The organism is Ectothiorhodospira lacustris (assembly GCF_022227845.1).
GTDB lineage: Bacteria > Pseudomonadota > Gammaproteobacteria > Ectothiorhodospirales > Ectothiorhodospiraceae > Ectothiorhodospira > Ectothiorhodospira lacustris.
On the sequence record NZ_JAJNQN010000002.1, the window covers coordinates 103,234 to 124,572 of the forward strand.

The 21,339-nt window shown below is 63.8% G+C and carries 18 protein-coding genes; 9 read left to right on the forward strand and 9 right to left on the reverse strand.

Going from position 1 to position 21,339, the window contains the following annotated elements; genetic code table 11:
* Positions 1-3: 3 nt before the first annotated feature.
* Genes LQ956_RS02245 through LQ956_RS02255 form a run of 3 tightly spaced genes read right to left on the reverse strand, consistent with a single transcriptional unit; the run spans position 4 to position 4,519 of the window.
* Complete coding sequence (locus tag LQ956_RS02245) at positions 4-2,865, reverse strand: bifunctional diguanylate cyclase/phosphodiesterase (protein ID WP_238629306.1); 2,862 nt, start codon at positions 2,863-2,865, stop codon at positions 4-6.
* 38 nt (positions 2,866-2,903) lie between these two features.
* On the reverse strand, positions 2,904-4,127 hold the full coding sequence (locus LQ956_RS02250; RefSeq protein WP_238622093.1) for a hypothetical protein: 1,224 nt from the start codon (positions 4,125-4,127) through the stop codon (positions 2,904-2,906).
* Positions 4,124-4,519, reverse strand: a complete 396-nt coding sequence (locus LQ956_RS02255) for a hypothetical protein (RefSeq protein WP_238629307.1) — start codon at positions 4,517-4,519, stop codon at positions 4,124-4,126. The genes LQ956_RS02250 and LQ956_RS02255 overlap by 4 nt, the downstream gene beginning before the upstream one ends.
* A gap of 276 nt (positions 4,520-4,795) precedes the next feature.
* On the opposite strand from LQ956_RS02255, the gene LQ956_RS02260 reads away from it, so the two are divergent.
* Complete coding sequence (locus LQ956_RS02260) at positions 4,796-5,281, forward strand: transcriptional repressor (protein WP_238622091.1); 486 nt, start codon at positions 4,796-4,798, stop codon at positions 5,279-5,281.
* A gap of 119 nt (positions 5,282-5,400) precedes the next feature.
* Here LQ956_RS02260 and LQ956_RS02265 read toward each other — a convergent pair whose 3' ends face one another.
* Positions 5,401-6,141: a ferredoxin--NADP reductase gene (locus tag LQ956_RS02265; RefSeq protein WP_238622090.1), complete on the reverse strand. Its 741-nt coding sequence runs from the start codon at positions 6,139-6,141 to the stop codon at positions 5,401-5,403.
* 433 nt (positions 6,142-6,574) lie between these two features.
* Between LQ956_RS02265 and LQ956_RS02270 the strand changes: the two genes are divergently transcribed.
* From LQ956_RS02270 to LQ956_RS02280, 3 genes are all read left to right on the forward strand, one after another.
* Entirely contained in the window at positions 6,575-7,393 is an 819-nt protein-coding gene (locus LQ956_RS02270; RefSeq protein ID WP_238622089.1) for a TatD family hydrolase, read from the forward strand.
* Positions 7,390-8,139, forward strand: a complete 750-nt coding sequence (locus LQ956_RS02275; protein ID WP_238622088.1) for a tRNA threonylcarbamoyladenosine dehydratase — start codon at positions 7,390-7,392, stop codon at positions 8,137-8,139. The genes LQ956_RS02270 and LQ956_RS02275 overlap by 4 nt, the downstream gene beginning before the upstream one ends.
* 109 nt (positions 8,140-8,248) lie before the next feature.
* Complete coding sequence (locus LQ956_RS02280; protein WP_238629308.1) at positions 8,249-9,976, forward strand: EAL domain-containing protein; 1,728 nt, start codon at positions 8,249-8,251, stop codon at positions 9,974-9,976.
* Positions 9,977-9,985: 9 nt separating this feature from the next.
* Here the strand turns inward: LQ956_RS02280 and LQ956_RS02285 are convergent, their stop codons facing one another.
* Genes LQ956_RS02285 through glyQ form a run of 5 tightly spaced genes read right to left on the reverse strand, consistent with a single transcriptional unit; the run spans position 9,986 to position 14,982 of the window.
* Positions 9,986-10,666, reverse strand: coding sequence for a protein tyrosine phosphatase family protein (locus tag LQ956_RS02285; protein ID WP_238622086.1), 681 nt, complete (start codon positions 10,664-10,666; stop codon positions 9,986-9,988).
* Positions 10,659-11,426: a lysophospholipid acyltransferase family protein gene (locus tag LQ956_RS02290; RefSeq protein WP_238622085.1), complete on the reverse strand. Its 768-nt coding sequence runs from the start codon at positions 11,424-11,426 to the stop codon at positions 10,659-10,661. The genes LQ956_RS02285 and LQ956_RS02290 overlap by 8 nt, the downstream gene beginning before the upstream one ends.
* A complete protein-coding gene (gene gmhB, locus LQ956_RS02295; protein ID WP_238622084.1) occupies positions 11,419-11,973 on the reverse strand; it encodes a D-glycero-beta-D-manno-heptose 1,7-bisphosphate 7-phosphatase in 555 nt (184 codons plus the stop codon). The genes LQ956_RS02290 and gmhB overlap by 8 nt, the downstream gene beginning before the upstream one ends.
* Positions 11,970-14,042, reverse strand: a complete 2,073-nt coding sequence (gene glyS, locus LQ956_RS02300) for a glycine--tRNA ligase subunit beta (RefSeq protein WP_238629309.1) — start codon at positions 14,040-14,042, stop codon at positions 11,970-11,972. The genes gmhB and glyS overlap by 4 nt, the downstream gene beginning before the upstream one ends.
* 19 nt (positions 14,043-14,061) lie before the next feature.
* Positions 14,062-14,982, reverse strand: a complete 921-nt coding sequence (gene glyQ / locus LQ956_RS02305) for a glycine--tRNA ligase subunit alpha (RefSeq protein ID WP_238621127.1) — start codon at positions 14,980-14,982, stop codon at positions 14,062-14,064.
* Positions 14,983-15,201: 219 nt separating this feature from the next.
* On the opposite strand from glyQ, the gene LQ956_RS02310 reads away from it, so the two are divergent.
* From LQ956_RS02310 to ntrC, 5 genes are all read left to right on the forward strand, one after another.
* Positions 15,202-16,353, forward strand: coding sequence for a cation diffusion facilitator family transporter (locus tag LQ956_RS02310; protein ID WP_238621084.1), 1,152 nt, complete (start codon positions 15,202-15,204; stop codon positions 16,351-16,353).
* A 255-nt stretch (positions 16,354-16,608) separates the two neighbouring features.
* A complete protein-coding gene (glnA, locus tag LQ956_RS02315; RefSeq protein WP_238621085.1) occupies positions 16,609-18,018 on the forward strand; it encodes a glutamate--ammonia ligase in 1,410 nt (469 codons plus the stop codon).
* Positions 18,019-18,121: 103 nt separating this feature from the next.
* The gene (locus tag LQ956_RS02320; RefSeq protein WP_238629310.1) at positions 18,122-18,661 is read left to right on the forward strand and encodes a DUF4124 domain-containing protein; all 540 of its coding nucleotides are present in this window, start codon (positions 18,122-18,124) and stop codon (positions 18,659-18,661) included.
* Between the two features lie 197 nt (positions 18,662-18,858).
* Entirely contained in the window at positions 18,859-19,926 is a 1,068-nt protein-coding gene (gene glnL, locus LQ956_RS02325; protein ID WP_238629311.1) for a nitrogen regulation protein NR(II), read from the forward strand.
* On the forward strand, positions 19,919-21,334 hold the full coding sequence (ntrC, locus tag LQ956_RS02330) for a nitrogen regulation protein NR(I) (protein WP_238621088.1): 1,416 nt from the start codon (positions 19,919-19,921) through the stop codon (positions 21,332-21,334). The genes glnL and ntrC overlap by 8 nt, the downstream gene beginning before the upstream one ends.
* The last annotated feature ends 5 nt before the right edge of the window (positions 21,335-21,339 follow it).

Here is a 21,339-nt window from a genome sequence, read left to right on the forward strand (position 1 = left end):
GACTCATCGCCCCAAGACAGCCGCAAAACAGCCCCCCGCATGCCTGAGCCAGATCTCGGCCCGCTCCGCTTCCACCGCCGGAGAAAACAGGTAGCCCTGGCCGGTGGTACAACCCAAGTCCAGCAGGAGGCCTACCTGCTCCGGGGTTTCCACACCCTCGGCCACCACGGATTTGTCCAACTCCCTCGCTATCGCGGTCACCGCCCTGACAATGCCCACGTGTCTGGGATCGCTGCTCAAACGGTGCACAAAGGATTTGTCGATCTTGACCACATCGAAGGGAAGATCCCGCAACTGACTCAAGGAAGAATAGCCGGTCCCAAAATCATCCATGCACAAATCAATCCCGGCATCTTTCAGGGCTTCCATGAGCGCCAGGGCCTGTGTCCCGCTCTCCATCACGGCACTCTCGGTGAGTTCCACTTTCAGACATCGTCCGGACAATCCATGGTGTTTCAATGCCTGCTGAATGACGGGCACGAGTTCAGGGTCGCGGAACTGCCTGCCGGAAACGTTGATATTGATGGGCAAGACGGCTTCACCGGGAGAGAGACCCAGGCGCTGCCATCGCGCAGCCTGCTCAATCGCCTGCTCCACAACCCACCGACCAATGGGAATGATGAGGCCGGTCTGCTCCGCCAGCGGGATGAAGTCGACCGGCGAAACCGGTCTACCCCCCAGCCTCGGCCATCGCAGCAGGGCCTCGAAACCCAGCAAACGCCCATCTCCCATGGAGACCAGCGGCTGGTAATGCAAGACAAATTCATGCCGCTCCAAAGCCCGCCGCATGGCGGTCTCCAGGGTCAGCCTCCGGACTGCACTGGCCCGCATGCTGCCACTGAAAAACATGCTGTTCCCGGGATTATGGATCTTGGCCTGATACATGGCCGTATCCGCATTTCGCAGCACATCATCCGCGCTCCGGTCCTCGGGGCTTCCCAGGGCAATGCCTACGCTGAAACTGACGAAGATTTCCTGATCACCGACGCTGACCGGTGTCTGCATGGCTGACTGCAGACGCGCAACCACCTGATGGACCTCATCCTCGGAGGTGATATCCTCCAACAACAGCACGAACTCGTCACCACCAAAGCGCGCCACCGAGTCTCCCGGACGCAGGCACATCTGCAACCGCTGCCCCGTCTGGATCAGCATCTGATCACCGACGATATGCCCCAGGCTGTCATTGACCGTCTTGAAATTATCCAGATCCAGAAATAGTACGGCATAGCCACTGCCGGAACGCCTGAAACGGGAGATGGCGTGTTCCAGGCGATCTACGAACAGGGGGCGGTTAGGCAGCTGGGTCAGATGATCATGCAGTGCGTCATGACGCAGCTGTTCCTCAATCCGACGGCGCTCGGTCACATCGCTCATGGAACCGGCAATACGGTGGGTCCTGCCGGAGGCGTTGCGCACAGCGACCCCCCTGAAATGCATCCAGCGGTAGCCATTCGTCGCATGACGCATGCGATGCTCCGTTTCCAGCCAGGGGCTATGGCCTTCCAGGTGAGCATCCAGTTCCTGCTGCAATCTTTGTCGGTCATCCGGGTGCAGGCGCCCAAACCACTCGTCGGGTTGGGAAGTCATCTCGCCCGACTCACAGCCCAGCATGGTCTGCCAACGGGGGGAATAGAAGATTTCATTGGTTTCCAGATTCCAGTCCCAAATCCCATCCTTGGTACCGGCGGCCGCCAGGGCGTAGCGTTCCCGCTCAATGGACAGCTCCTGCACCTTCAGATCCAGGGAGTCTCTTTGTCGGCGAACATCGGCCTCCAACCGCTCCAGCCGATTCGCCAGCTTGAGCGTGGTGTGCTCCAGCAGGCTCAGCTCGTCCGGGAAAAACGGACGTACGGGACTCGCCAGCTCGTTCCGGACGGAATCAAAACGCCGTTCGGCCAGCAACGGCAACAGACGCGCCACACGGCGCAAGCGAATAAGCGGTGTTCGCGTCATTGCCACAACAACCATGGCAAAGAGCACCAGGCCAACCACACCCATGAACACATTCCGGCGCTGAGCGACGGCAATCTGTCGCCGGGCCAGCGTCACATCGCTGATCACCACGGCAAGAATCTGGTAGCCCGACTCGTCGTCGAGGAGAAGAAAAGGACTCAGCTCCAACTGCCAACGCCCCTCGAGCTGAAACAGCGTCACCTGCTCGGGGGTTAACGTCTCCAGTACACCCGAGTCCAGCAGCGGCTCCAGCCGATCACGGCTGGTGATCCCTATCACCTGCTGCCCATCGTCCCCCTCCCGCCCTTCAAGAGCCAGCCTGAACACGGCCACGTCCAGGGCAGACAGTTCGTTAAAGGACACCACCAGGTGAGACATGGGGCGGGCCAGCACTACGGCCCCCACCGTCTGGCCATTGGCCAGGACCGGTGCTACGGCATAGCTCAGACAGAGTGAGTTGCAGTCGGTAAAGGTGCTGGGCGTTTCCGTCAACAACGCCTGATCCAGCGCAGACCAAAGACGTGGCGGCCATTCGTAACGGGCTTCCAGAATTTGCACCTCCACCAGGAATCGGCCATGGATATCGAGAAAACCCGCCCTGACCAGATCCGTATCCACCTGCAGACTGGCCCACTGAGGTGCAAACAACCGTCCAAGCTCCCCGGCATCCCCCTGTTTGAGGGCCTGCCGCAGCCCGGACAGGGAAGGAACGAGATGCGCCAGACCCAGCAGGTCTGCCTGGGATTGCTGCAGCAGTCCCTGCAGCTGCATGCGGGAACGCTGCTGTTCCATCGACCGCAATTCTTCATACTGGCCTTGCAGACTCTGGTGATTCAGCCATGCAAACCCGGTGAACAGCCCCGCGAGCAGCACACCCATCACCAGAAGCAGCTTCCACTTCAGACTCAAGACCCCACCATTCCTTCTGTCGGCCAGGAGATTCATACTCAGAAGGTGAAAGACGCCTGCAGGGCAAACAGATCCCAGCGCGCCTTGCCCCCGGCCTCGTCGAACACCGGATTATCGGCAAGCGGCGTCAGCGCCGTACCATGGACATGGTGCCATTCGGCCCGCAGCAACCACTGCGGCGTGATCCGCCAGCCCGTCCCCAGGGTCCACTGATGCTGATAGAAGCGATGGGGCGCCTGTGGGGCCAGGGACTCCGGCGCCAACGACTCCATGGATTGGCGATGACCTGCACGATCCGTGCGGTCGTTCCAGTGGGTGTCATAGCGCAAAAAGGCCTCCCAGCCGTTGCCCAGGCGATAGGTCCCCTGGATGTAATAACCCTGCTCGTAGCGGCCGGCATCGGGCACCGACGGGATAAAGCCACTGCGGCGGATACGGCGATGCACCGCCTCAGCCATGAGGCTGAAATCTTCCCAGTTCCATTCTGCACTCAGCACCAGGGCATCCACCGGCGCAAGCCCGCGCAGCAGGAAGTCCTGGGCGGCAGGCCGGTACTCGGTGCGCACCCGAGAATAGGTGGCTGCCAGCCTGAGCCGGCCGCCATCCTGCTCATAGAGCAGCCGAAGATTCTGCCCCGAGGTCAGCCGCAGATCTCCCGGCGCCGACACGGTGCGCAGAAAGGCCGCCTGAGTCTCGTCCTGCAGGGTGGTCGGTACGGCAAGGCCCACGTCCAGCTGCAGGGTGGATCGGGCCAGGAACCATTCCCCGTAAGCGGCCAAGCCATCCACACCGATGTAGAAGTCGCGGATACCCAGGCCTTCCACATAGATGGACTGGGGCAACAGGATGCCCGGACGGGTGGCGGCCACGTCCCGGGTCTCGTTATGGAAGCCGATGGGAATCTTGACCCGTCCCAGACGAAACCCGCCGTAGCCATCCAGCGAGGAGAGAAGGCGATAATCCAGAAAGGCATAGTCGACCCGGGGATCGCCGTCATACAATGCCCCGGCCCGGCGGCTGACCACCTGGGCCGCCAGGGACAGGGACGGCATGGGCGCGTGAAAGACATTCACACCCAACTCCGTCAGGTCAAAACTCCCTTGGGTACTGTCACCGTAATAATTGTTATCCGTGGAAGACAGATAGCCCTGACTGACGAAACCATGGATATTCAGCGGCCGGTCCGCGGCCTGCAGCGGCCAGGAACACACCATCGCCACGAATACGATGAACCACGGCACCACCTTCCGCCGGCCGGTCATGGATGACTCCCTTCAATGTTCAAAATCCGAATGCTTTCATGGGCCACCGGTTGACTCAGGTATCCGACGCCACCCACTGTATTGGCCACACGACGGTGCATTTCCGCTTCGGAATTCACGATCACGGGGCCTCTACTGGCACCGGAAAAGATACTCCGATTCCAGGCGGCCTCAAGCTGGTAGGGAAAGACACCCAGGACATCCTTGCTGAAACCGGTATGGACCGGGTCCCTTGGGTCCAGGACGAATACCGTGAGCTTATGCCCGTCCAGCACCTGTACGCGCAGACTGAAAATAGCCCGCACCGTGGCTACAGGCAGGGCATTCCGGGTGATGGAGTCATTAACCACGACAACTTGGGCACCGACAACGGCGCCGGGAAATAGAGCCATGCCGACCCACAGAAGACACACCAGAGTGGCCAAACGCCGGCCGGAGGTACCCCATTTTCCAAACCTCCGATAGAAATCTTCCCTCATGCCCCTATCTACCCCACGGCGCCTACTTCCGCCACCCCATAATAAATATATGCATACGCTCCATGAGCCTCAGCGGGTCACAATAGCCCGGGGTCACTGCCGCGTCCATACCGGAAATCCGGAGTATTGGCCCTGACGTCACTTCATTTGTGATATATCCAGGCGACACCGCCAAAGGCACACACCCTGATGGACAGATCCATGCCGGATATTGCCGATCCCCGCCATAACCATGCGGCCTGCATTGCCACGGCCCTTAAATCCGCAGAACACCTGTGTTCGGCACGAGGCGTCAGGCTGACGCCCTTACGACGCCAGGTGCTGGAACAGATCTGGCAAAGCCATGAGGCCATCAAGGCCTATGACCTGATCCATCAATTGAGTTCCGATGACCATACGGTGAAACCCCCCACCGTCTACCGGGTCCTGGAGTTCCTGCTGGCACAGGGCCTGATTCACCGCATTGAGAGCCTCAATGGCTATGTAGGTTGCACCAGCCCGGAACATGAGCATGACTGTCTGCTGCTCATCTGCCGGCGTTGCGGCGTGGTCACGGAGATGGAAAACACGACCATCAAGCAAACGCTGGAAGAACAGGCGCACCGACAGGGTTTCCAGCTGGAGCATCAGATCATGGAGGGGCGGGGGCTATGCGCCCATTGCCGGGAGCAGTGACAGACGCACACTACGGGCCGGAGAAACATAGGGTAAGTCCCCTGCCGTCCGTGGCTGGATTCCCGCTTACGCGGGAATGACTGATTCGAAACATCCCCGGGTCACCGCGCCACCCGTATCTACCAGTAGTTTTCCGTGGTGATGTGCCCGGGTTCACGACGCCGGTTCCTGATCATGCCACGCCCCTTGAGCACCTCGCTGGTATCCCGAACCATATCCGGATTGCCACAGATCATCACCTGGGCGGCATCCGGCGTCAGCGGCAATCCCGTATGCCGCTCCAGCAGGCCCGACTCGATCGCAGCGGGGACGCGTCCGGGCAAGGCCCCCGGGGTCTCTTCACGACTGACGAAGGGCACGAATTGAAACTGTTCCCCACGGTCGCGAAACGCATCAATGGTGTCCTGATAAATCAGCTCTTCACGGGTCCTGACCGCATGCACCAGCACGATGCGCTGAAAACGCTGCCAGGGCGCCTCGGTCTTGAGGATGGACAGGTGGGGACCCAGCGCGGTCCCGGTGGCGAACATCCAGAGCACGTCACCATCGGGTACTTCTTCCAGGGTGTAAAATCCATTGGCCTTGGCCATGACATCCACGGCGTCTCCCGGAGACAGGGTGACCAGGTGATTGGTCAGGGGACCTTCCGGGACGGTAATGAAATAAAAATCCAGCGGGCGCTCATCCGGGGCATTCACGTAAGAGTAGGGACGCGCCACCCGCTCGCCGCCCACCATCACGGAAAGCCGGTTGAACTGGCCCGCCTTGAAGGGGTCCACGGGCGCCTCCACACGCAGGGAATAGAGTCGCTGCGTCCAGCGCTTGAGTTCCACCACTTCGCCACTGAGCCATCCTGCCATGGTTCCGCCCTTTAAAATTGTCCGGAGAATAGTCGCGGGATGATCCGGCCGCCGACGATATGCCTATCAGGCGCATTGATTGACAGCGACCGAACAACCCTCCAGGGGTGTTCTGGATAAGTCATTCCCGCGTAAGCGGGAACCCAGCCAAACCGTCTCTTGCTGTTCCGTCCGATGATCGTCATTCCCGCGCAAGCGGGAATCCAGTCACGGACTGGAAACCCTGGACTCCCGCCTTCGCGGGAGTGACAACAAGGAACCTTCGTGGAGTCGCGACAAGGAATCTTCGCAAGGTCACAACAAGGAATCTTCGCGGGGTCACCCAAGGTGCTTTTCCAGAACTTACCCGGCACCATAAGGTGACGCCGCGGACAGGATTTTTCAACACCAGGGGAAGTACGCCTTTGTCCAACCGCCTGCACGGAGTGAAGCCATGCTCATCGACAGCCATTGCCATTTCGACGTCCCGGCCTTTGACGCGGACCGGGAAGCCTGCCGGCAACGCGCCCGGGAGGCAGGCGTACAGGCCATGATCATTCCGGCCATCACCCGCGCCGACTGGCCACGACTCAGGGCGGTGGCGACCTCCGCGTCCGGCCTCTATCCCGCCTATGGCCTGCACCCGGTCTACCTGGCTTCCCACCGGCCGGACGATATCCATGCCCTGGATCAGTGGCTGCAGCGGGAACCGGCCGTGGCGGTCGGTGAGTGCGGCCTGGATTTTTTTGCCGAGGGATTGGATGAAAAGACGCAGCAGGCCTGTTTCAGGGCCCAGTTGGACCTGGCACTGACCCATGACTTGCCCGTGATCATCCACGCCCGGCGGGCCGTGGACCAGGTCACCCAGGCCCTGAGGCAACGACCGGGACTAAGGGGTGTCGTACATAGCTTTTCCGGCAGCCGACAACAGGCGGAAAAACTGCTGGACCTGGGGTTTTTACTGGGGCTCGGCGGCCCCCTCACCTACCCCCGGGCACAGCGTCTGCGCGCGCTGGCGGCCTGGCTGCCGGCCCAAGCCCTGCTGGTGGAAAGCGACGCCCCCGACCAGCCGGGGCAGACCCACCGGGGCCAGCGCAATGAACCCGCCTGGCTGCCGGAGGTGGTCCAGACCCTTGCCACGCTGAGGAATGAGCCCCCGGAAGAGATCGCCCGGATCACCCGTGACAACGCCATCCAGCTGTTTCGCCTGGACAGGCTGAACCACATCCCCGATGATCCACCCCTGATTCACCAGCCGCAGACAACACCTTGAACCACCGGAATCCGCTCCACGAACGCACCGAACTGCTGATCGGCCCGGAAGGCCTGGAACAGTTTGCCCGCCGCCATGTCTTCATCGCCGGCCTGGGCGGGGTCGGCGGCAGCGCCGCGGAAGCCATTGCCCGGGCAGGCATCGGGCGCATCACCCTGCTGGATCACGATCGGGTCGGACCCTCCAACATGAATCGCCAACTGGTGGCCCTGCATTCCACCCTGGGCCAGTCCAAGGCGGAAGTGATGGCGGCACGGATCCGGGACATCAATCCCGCCCTCACGGTCACGGTACTGGGGGATTTTCTGACACCGGACAACGTGCATGCCCTGTTGCCGGTGGACGTGGACTACGTGCTGGACTGCATCGATTCCATCGCCTGCAAGGCCGCCCTGGTGCATGTCTGTCAGCAACGGGGGGTACCGATTATCTCCAGCATGGGGGCGGGCGGACGCCTGGACCCGACGGCAGTACGCATCGGTCCGCTGGGAGGGACCGACAAGTGCCCCCTGGCCCGGGAGATGCGAAAACGGCTGCGCCGCCTGGGCGCACACCTGGATTATCCCGTGGTTCATTCCACCGAAACCGCCATCAAAGGTACCGAACATCGTCCCATCGAAGGCCCCGTCAGTGGTCGTGCCCGGGCGGTCAACGGCACCATTTCCTATATGCCCGGGCTGTTCGGACTGATGTTGGCCGGCCATGTCATCCAGAACCTGATACCGGCACGTCAGCAAGGGGCTTAACGCCCCATCGTGGTTTTACACTATAGTCAGGATAAGCATTACCCGGAACCCGCCCCCGGCAAAAGAAATGATGTGTGGTTGGTCGCTCCGACTTGTTGCAAGGGACACGATGCAAGCCCCCCAATCCCCAGAGGCCAGGCGCCCGGATGCGGCTCGGCTGGCGCAGCGTCTGAATCAGTTGCTGGATCACGCGCCCTCGCCGCTGTTTGCCGTGGATGAGTTGGGGCTGATCACTTACGTGAATCAGGCGGCCCTGAACCTGCTGGGTTTCTCCCGCCCTGCCCTGCTGGCCCAGTCGGCCCACGCCCTGCTGATGAAGGCCGCCGAAGACGGCACTCCCGCCGCCTGGGAAGACTCCCCCATCCGGCAGGTGTTGCGTGACGGGCGGCCCGTGGAACGGCTGGAAACCGTCCTCTGGCGCAAGGATCGCCATCCCCAGCCCGTTCACCTTTCCATCACCCCGCTGCGGCAGGGCACCGGCATCAGCGGTGCCGTCGTCAACTTCAGCGATGCCACCGAATTCCGCTCGCTGATCACCCAGCTGAATTACCAAGCCGGCCATGACCCCCTGACCGGACTGCTGAACCGCCGTGAACTGATGTTCCGGCTGGAGCGCGCCATCCACGACGCCAGAAAAAACGAGCACCAGCATGCCCTGATCTACCTGGATCTGGATCAATTCCGGGTCATCAATGACACCAGCGGCCACGAGGCAGGCGATGAACTGCTGCGCCGGATCGGTAACCTGCTCAGTGAGCACATGCTTCTTGGCGACTCCCTGGCCCGCCTGGGCGGGGATGAATTCGCGCTGCTGATGCAGACACTCCCCCTGGAGCAGGCGATGACCCGGGCGGAGACCCTGCGTGAATCCCTGCAGAGCTTCACGTTTCGCTGGGAAAATCGCGATTTCAGCGTGAGCGCCAGCCTCGGTGTCGTACCCGTCACCCCCGGAAGCACCAGCGGTATCGCCCTGATGGCGGCAGCGGATACCGCCTGCAATGCCGCCAAGGACAAGGGGCGCAACCGGGTCAGCGTTTTCAAGCAGAATGACACCGGACTGCTCAGGCTCCAGGGAGAAATGCAGTGGGTCAACCGGATTCAGTCCGCCATCAAGGAGTCGAGGCTGATCCTGTTCGCCCAGCCCATCCGCCCCTTGTCGGAAGGGGAAGACAAGGGCACCCACTTCGAGGTCCTGGTTCGCATGCAGGAAGACCACGGCAGACTCATCAATCCCGGGGACTTCCTGCCGGCGGCGGAACGCTACAATCTGTCCACTGCCATTGACCGCCATGTCATCCGGCAATGCCTGGCCTGGCTGGCGGACCAGTACTCTCTGCTGAGCCTGCTGGATGCCTGCGCCATCAACCTGTCGGGACACTCGGTGGGAGACGCCACCTTCCTCGGCTTTGTACTGGGGGTCCTGGAGCACACCAATATCCCACCCGAAAAACTCTGCTTCGAAGTGACGGAAACCGTCGCCATTGCCAACCTGGACAACGCCAATCACCTGTTTTCAAGCCTGAGTCGACTGGGCTGCAGTTTCTCGCTGGATGATTTCGGCAGCGGCATGTCGTCCTTCGGTTATCTTCGCACCCTGCCGGTAAAGTATCTGAAGATCGACGGCATTTTCGTGCGCGATGTGGTTCAGGATGCCACCGACCGGGCCCTGGTGAGTTCCATCAACGATATCGCCCATCTCATGGGCAAGCAGACCATCGCCGAATACGTGGAATCGGAGGCCATCCTGAAGATCCTGCGGGAGATCGGCGTGGACCACGTGCAGGGCCATTTCATCGGCAAGCCAAGACCGCTGGAGTCGGTGGTGCTGGGACGCTGACCCTCCGCCCTACTCCCTGCGCAAGACCCGATCCACCAGGGCGTCCACTGCCCGCCGAGGCCGGAAGCCCTTTTTCAAGGCCCGGCGGTCATACCGGGTATCCACCCATTCCAGCAGGGTCATGGGTGAGTCCGCCGTATCCAGAAGATAGGCCTCGAAGAAATGATCCAGCAGACCGGTCTTGGCCCAGCGGTAATGGAAATAGGGCCACAGGCGCAGTTGTCGTGTCTGCGCCAGGGGGACCCCCTCCATCCAGTGCAGGTAGAGGGTACTCATGAGCCCCGCCCGGTCGGCCCCGGACTTGCAGTGAAACCAGACGGGATAGGTGATGCGCTGCAGCAGGTCATGGGCCTCGTGAATCGCCTCCGGAGCCGGCAGATCCCTGGAGTAGAGCTTCAGATGATGCAGCGCCACCCCCAGACATGCACAGGCGTCCGTTTCCAGGGCCAGCATGGGATTGTCCGGCTCATCCCCGCGCAGGTTCACCACGGTGCGGATGCCGTGGCGAGGGATGCGCTGGTACAGATGTCGCGGCGACGGCTGCCCTGAGCGCCAGGCCTGCCCGGAAATCCGGTGAAAGTTGGACAGGCCGTACTCCCTCACCCAGCCGTCATCCAGCCACAGAGCCTGCAGATAGGCTCGACGTCGCCCGGACTGCGTGCTCAGGTCCCAGCGGGGGACCTTACTCATGGGCGCGCCCCGCACCCGGCTCGGGCAATCCGCACAACACCGCCGTGCGAGCCTCGATCCAGGTCTGGACATCCCGCATGATGGCCTCGGGCTTTCTACCCTCGGTGGGGATGGGCGGCCCGATCTCCACCTGAATGGTCCCCGGGTACTTGATGAAGCTGTTACGGGGCCAGAACAGGCCCGCGTTGTGGGCCACCGGGATCACCGGCCGACCGCTGCGGGCCGCCAGCACCGCACCGCCCACCTTGTAACGCCCCTGGTGGCCGGGCGGTGTACGCGTTCCCTCCGGAAACAGAACCACCCACAGCCCCCGGTCGAGACGATCCAGACCCTGCACCACCAGTTGCTCCATGGCCTTGCGGCCGGCGGACCGGTCCAGGGCGATGGGCTCCAGCATGCTGATGGCCCAGCCGAAGAAGGGGACACGCAACAGTTCCTGCTTGAGCACCCACACCTGGGGCGGGGTGAATTGCTGCAGGGCCAGAGTCTCCCAGGCCGACTGGTGCTTGCACATCAGCACCCGGGCCTCGCCGGCCAGGTACTCGGTGCCGGTCACGGTATAACGCAGATCACAGGTCAGCGTCAGCCACCACAGATTGAAACGGGTCCACTGGGACAGCACCCGGAAGCGCCCGTGCCACCCCAGCGGCAGCATCAGGGGACTGAGCAGGGCGAACAGGACCGTGGACAGCGCCAGGCCGATCCAGAACAGGCCCGCCCGTAGATAAAGCAGCGGTTTGGAAGGTGTGTGTTCAGTCATGGACATGATCCGTTTCAGCCAACAGGTGATCCACCGCCGCCGCCAGATCCGCAAATACCGGCGTCTGTGCCGGTACACGCCCCTCGGACAGGGCGCGACGGCCATTGCCGGTCCGCACCAGGATGGGCCTGCAGCCGGCGGCGGCGGCGGCCTGCAGGTCGCGAGCTGAATCCCCGATGGCGGGCACACCGCTCAGGGACACCCGGAAGGCCCGGCCGATGCGCTCGAACAGACCCGGCAGGGGCTTGCGACAATCGCAGCCCTCGTCCGGACCGTGGGGGCAGTAGAAGATCCCGTCGATGCGCCCCCCCAGGGGGGCCAGGGCCTCTTCCATGCGCTGATGAATGGCCCGCAGGGTGGGCAGATCGAACAGGCCTCGGGCCAGGCCCGACTGGTTGGTGGCCACCGCCACGCACCAGCCGGCCCGGGTCAGGCGGGCGATGGCCTCCAGGCTGCCGGGCAGCGGCACCCACTCCGCCGGCGACTTGATGTAGTCGGGGGAATCCCGGTTGATAACCCCGTCCCGGTCCAGAATGATGAGCTTCATGGTAGCCGTGACAGGTCCGCCACCCGCAGGAACAACCCGGCCAGGCGATTGAGCAGCGCCACCCGGTTATCCCGCAGGGCCGGGTCCTCCACCATCACCATCACCTGGTCGAAGAAGGCATCCACGGGGCCGCGCAGGGCCGCCAGCCGGGTCAGGCCTTCGGTGTACTCGCCCGCATCCAGATGGGCGGCCACCGCCTCCCGCAATCCTTCCAGGTGGCGGTGCAGGTCCTGCTCCACCGGCTCCGTCAGCAGGGCGGTCTCCACCCGGTCCGGCAGGCCGCCTTCCACCTTGCGCAGGATGTTGTGAATGCGCTTGTGGGCCGCCGCCAGGGCCTCGGCCTCCGGCAGGCCCAGGAAGTGCTCCACCGCCCGTACCCGCCGGTCAAAATCCAGGGGTCGGGTGGGACGCACCGCCAGCACCGCCTCGAACACCTCGGGACGGATGCCCCGGTCCAGGTAATAGGCCCGCAGGCGTTCCATCACGTACTCCAGCACCTGGGGCACGGCCGGGGCGGCGGGCACCCGGCCCTCGTAGCCTGTCGCGGCCTGCTGCAGCAGGGTCTCCAGATCCAGGGGCAACTCCAGTTCCACCAGGATGCGCAGCACCCCCAGGGCGGCGCGGCGCAGGCCGAAGGGGTCCTTGGCGCCGGTGGGCTTCTGGCCGATGGCAAAAATCCCCACCAGGGTGTCCAGGCGGTCCGCCAGGGCCAGCACCCGGCCCACCGGGCCGGTCGGCAGGGCATCTCCTGCATGACGGGGCAGGTACTGCTGTTCCAGGGCCGCGGCCACGGCCTCCGGCTCGCCGTCATGGGCGGCGTAATAACGGCCCATGGTGCCCTGCAGTTCGGTGAACTCGAACACCATCAGGGTCTGCAGGTCGCACTTGCTCAGCAAGGCGGCCCGGCGGGCCTGAGCGGCATCGGCACCCACGGCCTGGGCCAACAGGCCCGCCAGACGGGCCACCCGCTGGGTCTTGTCGTACAGGCTGCCCAGCTTGTGCTGGAACACCACCGTCTTCAGGGCCTCCAGATGGCTCTCCAGGGGGCGGCGACGGTCCTGGTTCCAGAAGAATTCCGCATCGGCAAAGCGTGGCCGAATCACCCGCTCATTCCCTTCCCGCACCCGCTCGGGCTGCCGGGAATCCACGTTGCTGATGGTGATGAAATGGGGCATCAGGCGCCCTTCCCCATCCACCACGGGGAAGTATTTCTGGTTGTCCTGCATGGTGGAGATCAGGGCCTCCTGAGGCACGTCCAGGAAGCGGGCCTCGAAATGGCCCACCACCGCCACCGGCCACTCCACCAGGGCGGTCACCTCATCCAACAGGTCCGCCTCGATGACCGCCCGGCCGCCCAGTGCCGCGGCGGCGGTCTCCACCTGGCCGCGAATGGCGGCACGGCGGGCCTCGAAATCCACCTTCACCCAGCCCTGGGTCTCCAGCAGCGAGGCATAATCCGACGGTGCGGACAGGGACAGGGCGGCAGGATGATGGAAGCGATGCCCGCGGGTCTCGCGGCCCGCCGGGATGCCCAGGATGGAGGCCTGGATGACCTCCGTGCCGAACAGCATCACCACCCAGTGCACCGGACGCACAAACTCCGCGTCGCCGTCACCCCAGCGCATGCGCTTGGGGATGGGTAGGGCCGACAGGGCGGCCTCGACGATGGCGGGCACCAGGGCGACGGTGTCACGGCCCGGTTCCAGGTGGCGGTGTACCAGCCAGGCACCCTTGTCCGTTTCCAGGCGTTCCAGGTCACCCACCGCCACGCCGCAGGAGGCGGCAAAACCCTGGGCAGCGCGGGTGGGGTTGCCGTCCCGGTCGAAGGCGGCGGCCAAGGCCGGCCCCCGCCGTTCCATGGCCTGATCCGCCTGGCCCGGCGGTAGCCCCCGCACCCACACCGCCAAGCGGCGGGGCGCGGCATAAGCCACGTGGTCGACGGGGCCAAGGCCGGCATCCGCCAGGCCCTTGACGACCCCGTCCGCAAAGGCATCCCGCAACCCCTTGAGGGCCTTGGGCGGCAGCTCTTCGGTGCCGATCTCGATCAGAAGATCCTGTGTCTTACTCATGTTTTGATCCAGTCCCAGGTCAGGTGCGCTCGGCCTTAGCCGCGGCGGGGAGCATGGGGAAGCCCAGCTGTTCGCGGGCGGCGTAGTAGGCCTCGGCGACGGCGCGGGCCAGCTCACGCACCCGCAGGATGTAGCGCTGCCGCTCGGTGACGGAGATGGCGCGCCGGGCATCCAGCAGGTTGAAGGTATGGGAGGCCTTGAGCATCTGCTCGTAGGCCGGCAGGGGCAGGCCCTGCTCGATGAGATATTTGCTCTGCTGCTCGCAGGTCTCGAACCAGCCGAACAGGGCTTCTACATTGGCGTGTTCGAAGTTATAGGTGGACTGTTCCACCTCGTTCTGGTGGTAGACGTCACCGTAGGTGACCACACCCTGGGGTCCTCGGGTCCAGACCAGATCGTAGACGCTCTCCACACCCTGCAGGTACATGGCGATGCGCTCCAGGCCGTAGGTGATCTCACCGCTCACCGGCCGGCAGTCCAGGCCACCCACCTGCTGGAAATAGGTGAACTGGGTCACCTCCATGCCGTTGAGCCACACCTCCCAGCCCAGGCCCCAGGCGCCCAGGGTGGGAGACTCCCAGTTGTCCTCCACGAAACGGATGTCGTGCACCAGCGGGTCGATGCCCAGGGCCTGCAGGGAGCCCAGGTAGAGCTGCTGGATGTCCGGCGGCGAGGGCTTGAGCAGCACCTGGAACTGGTAATAGTGCTGGAGCCGGTTGGGGTTTTCCCCGTAGCGGCCGTCGGTGGGCCGGCGGGAAGGCTGCACATAGGCGGTGCGCCAGGGCTCCGGGCCGATGGCCCGCAGGAAGGTGGCGGAGTGGAAGGTACCCGCCCCCATTTCCATGTCGTAGGGCTGGAGCAGCACGCAGCCGTGGCCTGCCCAGTAGTCCTGCAGGGCCAGGATCAGGCCCTGGAAGGTAGAGACATCGTGAGAAGACATGAGGATCGACCCGAGTGATTCGTGGATGGCGCGACCCTGATCGTGGGTCACGCAAAGCTCGTCAGTATAACGGTGCCTCGCCGTGGGCGCCCAGCCCCGCGCGTGTTCGGTCCCGACCAAACGCCCGATGACCGACGGGACTGGGCGCACGTGTCACCAGGGTTTACAATCCCGCTTCCCCAAGCCGTGCCCACCCGGGCCATGATCAACGAGGCCCCCATGTCAGCCGGGCTCCCCAGCGAACAGCGTTATCAGGCCATGCGTCGCGTCACCCTCATCGGCGCCATGACCAACGTGAGCCTGGCGACGGCGCAGATCGTCGGCGGCTGGATGAGCCACTCCCAGGCCCTGATCGCCGACGGCGTCCATACCCTCTCCGACCTGATCAGCGACATCATGGTCCTGTTCGCCGCCCGCAAGGCCAACGAAGCCGCTGACGCCAACCATCCCTACGGTCACGGCCGCATCGAGACCCTGGCCACCGTGGCGGTGGGCCTGATCCTGGCCGGGGTGGCTGTGGGCATCATGGCGGACGCAGCCCGGCGCCTGCTCAATCCGGCAGAACTCCTGAACCCCACTCCCCTGGCCCTGGTCCTGGCGGCGATCGCCATCATCAGCAAGGAAGCCCTGTACCACTACACGATGCGCGTCGCCAAAAAGGTTCGCTCACGCATGCTGGAGGCCAATGCCTGGCACCACCGTTCCGATGTGATCTCGTCGGTGGTGGTGCTGGTGGGCGTGGGCGCCACCCTGGCCGGCATGCCCTTCATGGATGCGGTCGCGGCCATCCTGGTGGCCCTGCTCATCGGCCACATGGGGGTCAAGCTGATCTGGAACAGCGCCCGGGAACTCATCGACACCGGGGTGGAAGCGGAAGAACAGGAGCGCATGCTGGAAGCGGTCCGTCGACTGGACGGCATCCAGGGAGTCCATGACCTGCGCACCCGGCGCATGGCGGGCACCCTGCTGGCGGACGTCCATGTCCAGGTCGCGCCCCGCATCAGCGTCTCCGAGGGGCATCACATCGCGGATGCCGTCTGTGTGGCGATGCACGGGGTCCAGGACGAGTTGGGCGACATCCTGGTCCACATCGACCCCGAAGACGACCAGCAGAGTGCCCCCAGCAGCCATCTGCCCAACCGCACGGAGATGCTCAAACGCCTGCAGGCACAATGGCATGACTTACCGGCATCGCGGCATGTAGACCAGGTGATCATCCATTACCTGCAGGGACGGGTGCATCTGGAACTGCAACTGCCTCTGCAGGCGCTCGACAACCTGACCGAGGCCGATAGCATTGCCCGGGCCCTGGTAGCGTCCAGCCTGCAAGCAGAAGACGTCGGCCAGGTACAGGTCCTGTTCCGGCACTGAATGGTCTGCGGGCAAGCCGCGCGGACACCAGGGCCCACACCGCTCGCCCCATAACAGCGCAAAATACTTAAAAACGCACTAAGATTGTGCGTGCATTGATGGGCCGGACCCGAAAATCCGCCCCAAAAGGCCGCATCATCCCACTCAAACCCATGGCATGCTTCATGCTTGCTATGGATCGACCGAATTGAACGCCCGCTCAGGCGGGGATCCGTTTCAACAGGCCTCTCTCATTCAAGCCCTGGAGGAGTACGCATGTCAGCAGCAGATGTTCTGAATATGATCAAGGAAAACGGCGCGAAATTCGTCGATTTCCGCTTTGTGGACAGCCGTGGCAAGGAACAGCACGTGACCGTGCCCGCCCACGCCGTCGATGAAGACGTGCTGGAAGGCGGCAAGATGTTCGACGGCTCCTCCATCGCCGGCTGGAAAGGCATCAATGAGTCAGACATGATCCTCATGCCCGATGTGGACACCGCGGTCATGGACCCCTTCTTTGACGAGCCCACCCTGAATCTGCGCTGCGACGTGGTGGAACCGGCCACCATGCAGGGCTATGACCGTTGCCCCCGCTCCCTGGCCAAGCGCGCCGAGGCCTACCTGGCCAGCACCGGCATCGCCGACACCTGCCTGTGGGGCCCGGAAAACGAATTTTTCGTCTTTGACGACATCAAGTGGGGCAACTCCATTCAGGGCGCCTTCTTCAAGATCGACGCCGACGAAGCCTCCTGGAACTCCGAAAAGGTGTTCGAAGACGGCAATATCGGCCACCGCCCCTCCGTGAAGGGCGGCTACTTCCCGGTACCCCCGGTGGACAGCCTGCAGGACCTGCGTTCCGCCATGTGCCTGGTGCTGGAAGACATGGGTCTCAAGACCGAAGTTCACCACCACGAAGTGGCTACCGCCGGTCAGTGTGAGATCGGTGTCGGCCCCGGCACCCTGACCCGCAAGGCCGACGAAGTGCTGATGCTCAAGTACGTGGTGCAGAACGTGGCCCACAACTACGGCAAGACCGCCACCTTCATGCCCAAGCCCCTGGTGGGCGACAACGGCAGCGGCATGCACGTGCATCAGTCCCTGGCCAAGGACGGGCAAAACCTGTTTGCCGGTGACAAATACGGCGGCCTGTCCGAAACCGCCCTGTACTACATCGGCGGCATCATCAAGCACGCCCGCGCCCTGAACGCCTTCACCAACGCCTCCACCAACAGCTACAAGCGTCTGGTGCCCGGCTTCGAAGCTCCGGTGATGCTGGCCTATTCCGCCCGCAACCGTTCCGCTTCCATCCGGATTCCGTGGGTGTCCAGCCCGAAGGCCCGTCGCATCGAGGTGCGCTTCCCCGACTCCACTGCCAACCCCTACCTGGCCTTCGCCGCCATGCTGATGGCCGGCCTGGACGGCATCCAGAACAAGATCCACCCGGGCGAAGCCATGGACAAGAACCTGTACGACCTGCCCCCCGAAGAGGAAAAGCAGATCCCGCAGGTTTGTCATGCCCTGGACCAGGCCCTGGAAGCCCTCAACAAGGACCGCGCCTTCCTCACCGCCGGCGGTGTGTTCACCGACGACATGATTGATGCCTACATTGATCTGAAGATGGAAGAAGTCACCCGTCTGCGCATGACCACCCACCCGGTGGAGTTCGATCTGTACTACAGTCTGTAAGTACAAGACGGGTCAGCAGTCCGGAAGCACCGAACCCCCGGCTTGCCGGGGGTTCTTTTTTCCGTGCAAGCGACCTGGAACAGAGGATACAAAGGACACCGCCATGCCCCTGTTGCTCCTGCTGCTGATACTCGCCGTGCCCGTCCAGGCCCAGATCTACCAGTGGACTGACGAGCAGGGACGCCCCGCCTTCGGCGACACGCCACCGGACGGGGTCGATGCACGCCCGGTCCGGGTTGACCGGCCCGCGACCCTCCCCGGCTTGCCCGATGCCCGACAGATCCTGCAGCCGCCCCCCCCTTCCGCAACAGAGGAATCGGAGGACGCCTATCAGCGGCTGACCATCAACCAACCGGAACAGGACGGCGTGGTACGCACCAACCTGGGGCAGGTCGACATCGCCGTGAATCTAAGCCCCACTCTCAAGACAGACCTGGGACACCGAATCCGGATCCGCCTCAACGGCGACGCCGCCGTCACCACCCAGGCCACCCAGACCACCCTGGAAGACGTGCCGCCGGGGACGCACACCCTGCAGGCAGAGGTCCTGGATGAGGGCGGCAGCGCCCTGATCCGCTCCGACACGATCACCTTCCACCTCCTGCGCACCACCGTACAGCAGCAATCCCGACCACGCCCCTGAAGCCCGCGCGCCAATCGCCGGCCCGGACCCGGCGCGCACCATCATGGTGCATACTATGCTCCAAAGGCGCCGGAACATCCCTCACGCCCTGACCGCCGATGCCCCGGAAGCGGCGCCCCGAAGCCGTCTTGCGGGATGAATGCGCGATTCCCGCGGGCGGCATCATTCTGGTTTGTTTCTTGCATTAGGGAATCCGTATGCCTCACGATCACAGCCTGCACCGACAACTGCTGGAGACCCTGACCACCGCCGTCCTGGTGGCAGATGATCAGCTGCGCCTGGTCTACATGAACCCGGCGGCGGAGATGCTGATGGAGATGAGCCTGAACCGGATCCAGGGCCTACCCATCCAGGGACTGTTCCGGGAAGACGAAACCTTTATCGCCAGCCTGAGGCAATCCCTGGACACGGGCCACCCGTTTACCGAGCGGGAACGACTCCTGGCCCTGCATTTCGCCCGGGAGGTGACCGTGGACCTGACCGCCTCCCCCCTCTCCGAGCCGGGGCACGCCAGACAGTTGCTGGTGGAACTGATCCAGGTGGACCGGCAGTTGCGCATCACCCGGGAAGAGCAACTCCTCAACCAGCAATCCGCCACCCGGGCCTTGGTCCGGGGCCTGGCCCACGAGATCAAGAATCCCCTGGGAGGGCTGCGCGGCGCGGCCCAGCTCCTGGAACGGGAGCTGCCGGACCCTGAGCTGCAGGAGTACACCCGGATCATCATCGGCGAGGCAGATCGCCTGCAGAATCTCGTCAACCGGATGCTGGGACCCAACAGCCTGCCCCACTCCCGCCCCCTCAACATCCACCGGGTGCTGGAGCATGTCCGCAGCCTGGTGAGCGTCGAAGCCCCGGAAGAGATTCACATCCGCACCGACTACGACCCCAGTATCCCCGATGTCAACGCCGACCAGGACATGCTGATCCAGTCGGTACTCAATATCGTGCGCAACGCGGTGCAGGCCCTGGATGATGGCGGAGAAATCCGCCTGCGGACCCGGGTGCGGCGCCAGTACACCATCGGCCAGATCCGTCACAAGCTGGTGGCCCTGATCCAGATCATCGACGATGGGCCGGGTATCAGCGAGGACATCCGCGAGCGCATCTTCTTTCCCATGGTCTCGGGCCGCGCCGGGGGTACGGGGCTTGGGCTTTCCATCGCCCAATCCCTGCTCAACCAGATGGGCGGCCTGATCGAGTGTACTTCCCGTCCGGGGCAGACGGTGTTTTCACTGCTGATCCCCGTGGAGCTTATGGATGACTAGACGTGAACATATATGGGTCATTGATGACGACCGATCCATCCGCTGGGTGCTGGAACGGGCCATGAACAAGGCCGGCATCGAGGTCACCTCCTTCGCCTGTGCCGCCGAGGCCCTGGAATGCCTCGAACGCGACGTACCGGACGCGCTGGTGACGGACATCCGCATGCCGGGCATGGACGGCTTGGAACTGCTCAGCCGGCTGCAGCGGGAACACCCGGAACTGCCGGTGATCATCATGACCGCCCATTCGGACCTGGAAAGCGCGGTCTCCGCCTACCAGGGCGGCGCTTTCGAATACCTGCCCAAGCCCTTCGACGTGGACGACGCGGTCTCGCTGGTGAAACGGGCCTGTCAGGCACGGCGGGAGCGAGGCCGGGAGGAACCCTCCGGCAACAGCAAGACCCCGGAGATCATCGGCGAGGCGCCGGCCATGCAGGAGGTATTCCGCGCCATCGGTCGACTGTCGCGCTCCAACATCACCGTTCTCATCAACGGCGAGTCGGGCACCGGCAAGGAGCTGGTGGCCCACGCCCTGCACCGCCACAGCCCCCGGGCACACATGCCCTTCATCGCCCTGAACACCGCCGCCATTCCCAAGGATCTGCTGGAATCGGAACTGTTTGGTCACGAGAAGGGGGCTTTCACCGGTGCCCAGAGCGCCCGTCGCGGACGCTTCGAACAGGCGGACGGCGGCACCCTGTTCCTGGACGAGATCGGTGACATGCCGGCGGAACTACAGACCCGGCTGTTGCGGGTACTGGCGGACGGCGAGTTCTACCGGGTCGGCGGGCACATGCCGGTGAAGGTGGATGTACGCATCATCGCCGCCACCCACCAGAACCTGGAAAGCCGGGTCCAGGAAGGCCTGTTCCGGGAAGACCTTTTCCATCGGCTGAACGTGATTCGCATTCATGTCCCGGCCCTGCGGGAACGGCGCCAGGACATCCCCCTGTTGCTGAATCACTTCCTGGGGACGGCAGCGGCCGAGCTGAACGTGGAGCGCAAGGTCCCGTTGCCGGAGGTGATGGAGTATCTCTCGGCCCTGGACTGGCCCGGCAATGTGCGGCAACTGGAAAACCTGTGCCGCTGGCTCACGGTCATGGCCTCGGGCCGGGAGATCCACACCAACGACCTGCCGCCGGAACTGCACGAGCGCTCCGGCAACAGCCACGGCGGCGGCTGGGAGGAAGAGCTGGCTCACTGGGCGGAACAGGAACTGGCGCGGGGCAATGCCTCCCTGCTGGACCGGGCCACCCCGGCCTTCGAGCGCATCATGATCAAGGCCGCCCTGAAGAAGACCGGCGGGCGACGCCAGGATGCGGCAAAACTACTGGGCTGGGGGCGCAACACCCTCACCCGCAAGATCAACGAACTGAACATGGATGAGGGTGAGGATCTGGGGGCCTGATGCCC